This is a genomic window from Photobacterium sp. GB-50 (assembly GCF_003026755.1).
In the GTDB taxonomy this organism is placed as follows: domain Bacteria; phylum Pseudomonadota; class Gammaproteobacteria; order Enterobacterales; family Vibrionaceae; genus Photobacterium.
In genome coordinates this window covers 1-5,867 of record NZ_PYNX01000039.1, presented here as the reverse complement: position 1 = coordinate 5,867, position 5,867 = coordinate 1, and the positions used below count along the sequence as shown (strand labels likewise).

At 41.5% G+C, this 5,867-nt stretch carries 6 protein-coding genes, 4 tRNA genes and 1 rRNA gene; 2 read left to right on the top strand and 9 right to left on the bottom strand.

The genetic code is table 11. The features are described 5' to 3' along the window. The 8 genes from C9J41_RS21455 to murB form a co-directional block, all read right to left on the bottom strand. Nucleotides 1-184, bottom strand: a 184-nt coding sequence (locus C9J41_RS21455; RefSeq protein WP_233217677.1) for a GTP-binding protein, incomplete at its 3' end; no start/stop codon positions are given. Between the two features lie 100 nt (nt 185-284). Continuing rightward, nucleotides 285-360: transfer RNA gene (locus tag C9J41_RS21450), tRNA-Thr, on the bottom strand. A 12-nt stretch (nt 361-372) separates the two neighbouring features. After that, nucleotides 373-447: transfer RNA gene (locus C9J41_RS21445), tRNA-Gly, on the bottom strand. A 39-nt stretch (nt 448-486) separates the two neighbouring features. Next, nucleotides 487-571: transfer RNA gene (locus C9J41_RS21440), tRNA-Tyr, on the bottom strand. A gap of 13 nt (nt 572-584) precedes the next feature. After that, nucleotides 585-660: transfer RNA gene (locus C9J41_RS21435), tRNA-Thr, on the bottom strand. Between the two features lie 96 nt (nt 661-756). Next, complete coding sequence (locus C9J41_RS21430; RefSeq protein WP_005363560.1) at nt 757-1,488, bottom strand: type III pantothenate kinase; 732 nt, start codon at nt 1,486-1,488, stop codon at nt 757-759. Next, a complete protein-coding gene (birA, locus tag C9J41_RS21425) occupies nt 1,488-2,450 on the bottom strand; it encodes a bifunctional biotin--[acetyl-CoA-carboxylase] ligase/biotin operon repressor BirA (protein ID WP_107295008.1) in 963 nt (320 codons plus the stop codon). Before birA ends, C9J41_RS21430 begins: the two co-directional genes overlap by 1 nt. After that, the gene (gene murB / locus C9J41_RS21420) at nt 2,447-3,487 is read right to left on the bottom strand and encodes a UDP-N-acetylmuramate dehydrogenase (protein ID WP_107262300.1); all 1,041 of its coding nucleotides are present in this window, start codon (nt 3,485-3,487) and stop codon (nt 2,447-2,449) included. The genes birA and murB overlap by 4 nt, the downstream gene beginning before the upstream one ends. Before the next feature lie 85 nt (nt 3,488-3,572). Between murB and C9J41_RS21415 the strand changes: the two genes are divergently transcribed. Then, complete coding sequence (locus C9J41_RS21415; protein WP_105061419.1) at nt 3,573-4,040, top strand: GNAT family N-acetyltransferase; 468 nt, start codon at nt 3,573-3,575, stop codon at nt 4,038-4,040. A gap of 84 nt (nt 4,041-4,124) precedes the next feature. After that, nucleotides 4,125-5,474: a CDP-diacylglycerol--serine O-phosphatidyltransferase gene (pssA, locus tag C9J41_RS21410; protein ID WP_107247958.1), complete on the top strand. Its 1,350-nt coding sequence runs from the start codon at nt 4,125-4,127 to the stop codon at nt 5,472-5,474. A gap of 268 nt (nt 5,475-5,742) precedes the next feature. On the opposite strand, the gene rrf is transcribed toward pssA, so the two are convergent. After that, nucleotides 5,743-5,858, bottom strand: a 5S ribosomal RNA gene (gene rrf / locus C9J41_RS21405). Nucleotides 5,859-5,867 lie beyond the last annotated feature (9 nt).

The window sequence follows — 5,867 nt, the reverse complement described above, 5'->3', positions numbered from 1 at the left end:
TGATACCGCGCTCACGCTCTTCTGGAGCGTTATCGATTGATGCGAAGTCACGAGCAGCACCACCGTACACTTTTGAAAGTGTAGTACAGATAGCAGCAGTTAGAGTTGTTTTACCGTGGTCAACGTGGCCGATAGTACCAACGTTTACGTGCGGTTTTACGCGTTCAAATTTTTCTTTAGACATGGATAGTCCCTCTGGGCACGGTATTAGGTGGCATTACGACCACACAACCAAACATGGGTTTGTTGAGTATATAACAAATGGATGAATTAGGGCTTGAGAGTGGTGCTGATAGGCAGATTTGAACTGCCGACCTCACCCTTACCAAGGGTGCGCTCTACCGACTGAGCTATATCAGCACACAAGAAATGTGGAGCGGGCAGCGGGAATCGAACCCGCATCATCAGCTTGGAAGGCTGAGGTAATAGCCATTATACGATGCCCGCAAAACTTGTATCTCGTAGAGCTATTCAACCATTTGAAAATGGTGGTGGGGGAAGGATTCGAACCTTCGAAGGCAGTGCCGGCAGATTTACAATCTGCTCCCTTTGGCCACTCGGGAACCCCACCGAAATTTTTAAACTGGTGCCGACTACCGGAGTCGATCTGGTGACCTACTGATTACAAGTCAGTTGCTCTACCTACTGAGCTAAGTCGGCGTTAGTGGTGCGCATTCTAGATAATGATTATTTTTGTTGCAATACCCTAACGTGTTTTTTTTATTGTTTTTTATTTAATTGACGTAATTTTCGGCATTAACCGCGCTTTGCATACAACCCTAGCCCTTCAAGTACCAACTCCGAGCGATGATAAAAAGGTTTACACCACGATTTTGGCAAATGACGAACACCGCCACCACATAGAATTACCGCGGGCGCTTCATTTAGTTCTGCAGATGCTTGTTTTAGGCCAAACTCAATTAATCCAACCAACGCAGCACGGCAGCCATTCTTTAAGCCATCTGCGGTATTGTTTGCCAGTGTTAATGATTCACTATGCTCACTATCTGAAAACACCTTGGTCGTATTCTCTAGTACTGATTTCATCATTAACTGATAACCAGGCATGATCCAACCACCAAGATGTTTTCCATCACTGTCCATAACATCAAACGTTAATGCCGTGCCTATATCAACAATCACTGTAGGTTGCTTAAAACTTTGACGAATAGCAACCAGTGTTAGCCAGCGGTCAACACCAAGGTATTGATATTCAGAATATGCGTTAACAACACCGAAGTCTTCACGTGCAGTTTTTACCTGAGTAACAGGAATATTCGCCATTTGTGCTATACGCTGAATCGTATTATCAACCTCAACTGGTCCGACACTCGCAAAAACAATGCGCTCAACATTACCTTCCAGTAAAGGTTGTAAAACAAGCTCTAATTTTTTACTTGGGTATTTACCAATTTGTTCAATGTGTTCATTTTGGGTTAGTAAGGCAACTTTGACGTAAGTATTGCCTGCTTCAATTAATAATTGCATCAGCAACCTCTAAGGCTGATTTCACCGCCGATATACGGTGTAATACCAGTGTCGGTTTCCAGTAGTAAAGCCCCTTGAGCATCAATCCCGCGAGCAATACCTTCGATGGTTCGCTCACCGATTAATAATTTCACAGGGCGGTTTAAAAAGTTATCTATTTTATTCCAACGTTCAACAAAGCCAACTAAACCTTGATGTTCGTAATCACAGAGTGTTTGATTAAGATGTGAGATCAATGTCGCCGCTAAGATATTTCGAGACGGTAAGCTATCACAAGCTTGCGACAGTGTTGTCCACGCTTGCGTGATCTCACTTTGCTCTGTTAGTGGCATATTAATATTTAGCCCCATTCCAATCACTAAGTGTGCAGCATCCCCTGCTTGACCAGTCATTTCAACAAGAATACCAGCTAGCTTTTTATCCTGATAATAAATATCGTTAGGCCATTTAACTCGAACATCATCCGCACCCAGTTTTTGGAGCGTTTCAGCAATCGCGACGCCGACAACTAAACTCAGCCCCATTGCCGCAGCCATACCAGCTTCTAAACGCCAGTAAATGGAAAGGTACAGGTTACTACCGAAAGGTGAAACCCATTGTCGACCTCGTCGTCCACGGCCTGCTTCTTGATATTCAGCCAAACATACACTACCACTAGGCAGTTGCCCTACTCTATCTAGAAGGTATTGATTAGTTGAGTCGATGACAGGAATTAAATCAAGATGGGGGCACTTAACTTTCGCTAAAATCTGCTGCTTATCAAGTAAATCAATCGCCGATGCAAGACAATAACCTTTGCCTTGCACCCTAAAAATATCAAGCCCCCACTGTTGAATGACTTGAATTTGTTTCGCGATTGCAGCACGAGTCATACCCAGCGTTTGTCCCAATACTTCACCTGAATGAAATTCACCATCAGAGAGTAACTGAATCAAAGCTAGTCGTACGGTATGATCTTTCATCGCAGCATCTCGTTGAGATTAGTTTCAGCATTATGTGCCATAAAGCGCACCTCATGCTCAAGAGAGACACCAAATTTAGTCATTACCGTATCGACAACATACTGTGCTAGCTGAAGTACATCACGTGCAGTTGCATTACCAACATTCGTTAATACGAGTGCTTGTTGCTGGTGAATTTTAGCACCACCAATTTGGTAACCTTTCAAACCACATTGATCAATCAACCAACCCGCAGCTAACTTACAATGAGCTTCGTCCACTGGGTAACTTGGCATGTTAGGGTACTCAGACAAAAGAAAGTCCCGTACGTCTAACGAAATAATTGGGTTTTTGAAAAAACTACCTGCATTCCCCATAACCTGCGGATCAGGCAGTTTTTCACGGCGAATGGCGCACACTTCATCAAAAATCTCTTTGGCTGTAACAGTATCGAGCGAGAATTTTGCTAATGGGCCATAGGCTATTTTCGGAGACCAAGCTTTAGTTAAGCGAAAACCTACCGCAATAATTATGTGGTTATCTTTTAACTCTCGCTTAAAAATTGAATCTCGATATGAGAAGTGGCACTCATCAGCCATCAAACGCTTCACTTCACCTGTTTGTACATTTAATACATCAACATACTGGCAGACATCTTTTAACTCTACGCCATAAGCACCAATATTTTGTATCGGGGACGACCCCACACAACCAGGAATGAGTGCTAGATTCTCTAGTCCATTAAAACCATTATCGACAGCCCAAGACACCAAACCATGCCAGTCTTCACCGCCACCTACATGTAAATCAACATACTCAGTACTATCGACTACATTAATACCTTTAATTCGGTTTAAAATGATAGCGCCTTGGTAATCTTCACAAAAAAGTAAGTTACTTCCTTGACCAACAACTAACTTAGGGACTTCCTGGTATGTCTCGTCCTGCCAAATAGCAAGGAGATCTTCAACACTTGATGCTTCAAGTATGTACTTCGCCGATACATCAATCCCAAAGGTGTGATAAGGCGCTAACCCATTTTCATGTAAAACTTTCATGTTAATTCACAACCAAATCTTTATACTTTTCGATACGAATTGAAACTATTTTACCTGATCCCATTCAACAACGCAGTGTTTTCCCATGTCTCAAATTATTTATCGTCAACTTGATCCTATCCGTTTGCCTTTAGTTAATAAAATATACAAGTCATTCTATCCATCAGGAAAAGCAAAGAGAGATGAAACAATCTGGGTTGCAGAATCAAACAACAGTATTATTGCATCCGTACGATTTAAAACTATTGATGATATACAACTACTGACAGGAATGCTTGTCATCCCAGAGTACCGTTTACAAGGTATTGCGTATAAGCTTATTGAAGCATGCCGTAATCAAATGAACCAACAAGCATGCTATTGCTTTGCATTTCAAGAGTTAGAAGTTTTCTATCAAAACTCAGGGTTTCAAACTATTAATAGCGAAAACCTTCCCAATAATATCAAGCAACGTTTTCAACGCTATGCCAATAGCGGTAAGAATCTAATTCCAATGTTATTTATTGATACACTTACCTCAGAAAGCATGAGCAAAAACATATCTAAACACTAGATACATTGACTTCGCTTTTTTTCTGGTATAATTGATCCCTTAATCAAAATTCATCTACTTATAGATCGTGTAAACGAGGCGATAATGGATTCAGCTATTGCTAACAGGCAGCTCATCGAACAACTGCCATGTATTGCGCACAAGCCCGAGAATTTAGAGACTCTTTTTGATGCAAATTCGTTTAGAGAGCGTCTATATCAAGAAATAAAATCAGCTAAAGAACGCATTTACTTAGTTGCCTTATATCTCCAAGATGATGAAGCAGGAAGAGGTGTGCTTACCGCTCTGTATGAAGCTAAGCAACTCAACCCCGAACTTGATATAAAGGTATTAGTTGATTGGCATAGAGCTCAACGAGGCTTAATTGGCGCCAGTCAGTCCGATGGCAATGCCGCGCTATATCGTGAGTACGCAGAAAAATATACTCACAAGATCGATGTGCTTGGCGTTCCCGTTCGTAATCGAGAAGTGTTCGGTGTCCTACACCTGAAAGGCTTTGTTATTGATGATAATGTTATTTATAGCGGTGCAAGCTTAAATGATGTGTATCTCGCTCAACATGACCGTTATCGTTACGATCGCTACCACGTCATTAAAAATGAAAAGCTCGCTAACAGCATGGCGCAGTTCATTATTGACATACTTGTTTCGAGTAATGCTGTTAACTGCCTAGCACAACCAGAAAGACCCGATACAAAGTCATTGAAGACGGCAATTCGAGATCTACGCTCCGAACTACAACAAGCTATCTACCATTTTGAGCCGGATGAGATTAAAGATGACGAGGTAGGATTAACACCTCTGATAGGTTTAGGGAAACGTAAGAACAAACTTAATCAGGATATTTGTACGCTCATCGCTAGTGCACAATCTGAGCTGACTATTTGTACTCCCTACTTTAACTTTCCGAGAATGGTAAGTCGCGAAGTAAAGAAAGCCCTTAAGCGCGGTGTAAAGGTCACAATCGTTGTTGGTGATAAAACAGCAAATGACTTTTATATTCCACCATCAGAGCCTTTTAAGACTATTGCTGGGTTACCTTATTTATATGAAGTCAATTTACGTAATTTTGCTAAACATAATGAAGCCGCTATTGCACATCGCCAATTAGCGATCCATTTATGGAAACACGATAACAATAGCTTTCACTTGAAGGGGCTTTGGGTAGATCGTCGTTATATGTTAGTAACGGGTAATAACCTCAATCCACGAGCTTGGAAACTTGATCTTGAAAATGCGATTTTAATTCATGACAAAAATCAACTACTCGCCGAGCAGCAACAACAAGAATTAGATTGTATTCTCGAACATACCCAGCTTATTGGTAGTTATAAGCAAATTGAAAAAATTGATAACTATCCAGCTCAAGTTAAAAAGCTCATTACACGTATTCGTCGTGTTAAAGCGGATCACATCCTGAATCAAATTCTATAATTCAAACCCTTTATCACTGCAGTAACTCTCTACTGCAGTGATACATCTCTTTATTAAATACTATTCTGTTGTAGGTCTGTAGGTCTGTAGGTCTGTAGGTCTGTAGGTCTGTAGGTCTGTAGGTCTGTAGGTCTGTAGGTCTGTAGGTCTGTAGGTCTGTAGGTCTGTAGGTCTGTAGGTCTGTAGGTCTAGTTTATAGATGAAACTTACTTTAAAAGTATTAAAACGAAAAAAGGCCATCCTTTCGGATGGCCTTTTAAAATTTAAAGCCTGGCGATGTCCTACTCTCACATGGGGAGACCCCACACTACCATCGGCGCTATTACGTTTCACTACTGAGTTCGGCATGGGATCAGGTGGGTCCATAACGCTATGGTCGCCAAGCAAATTCGG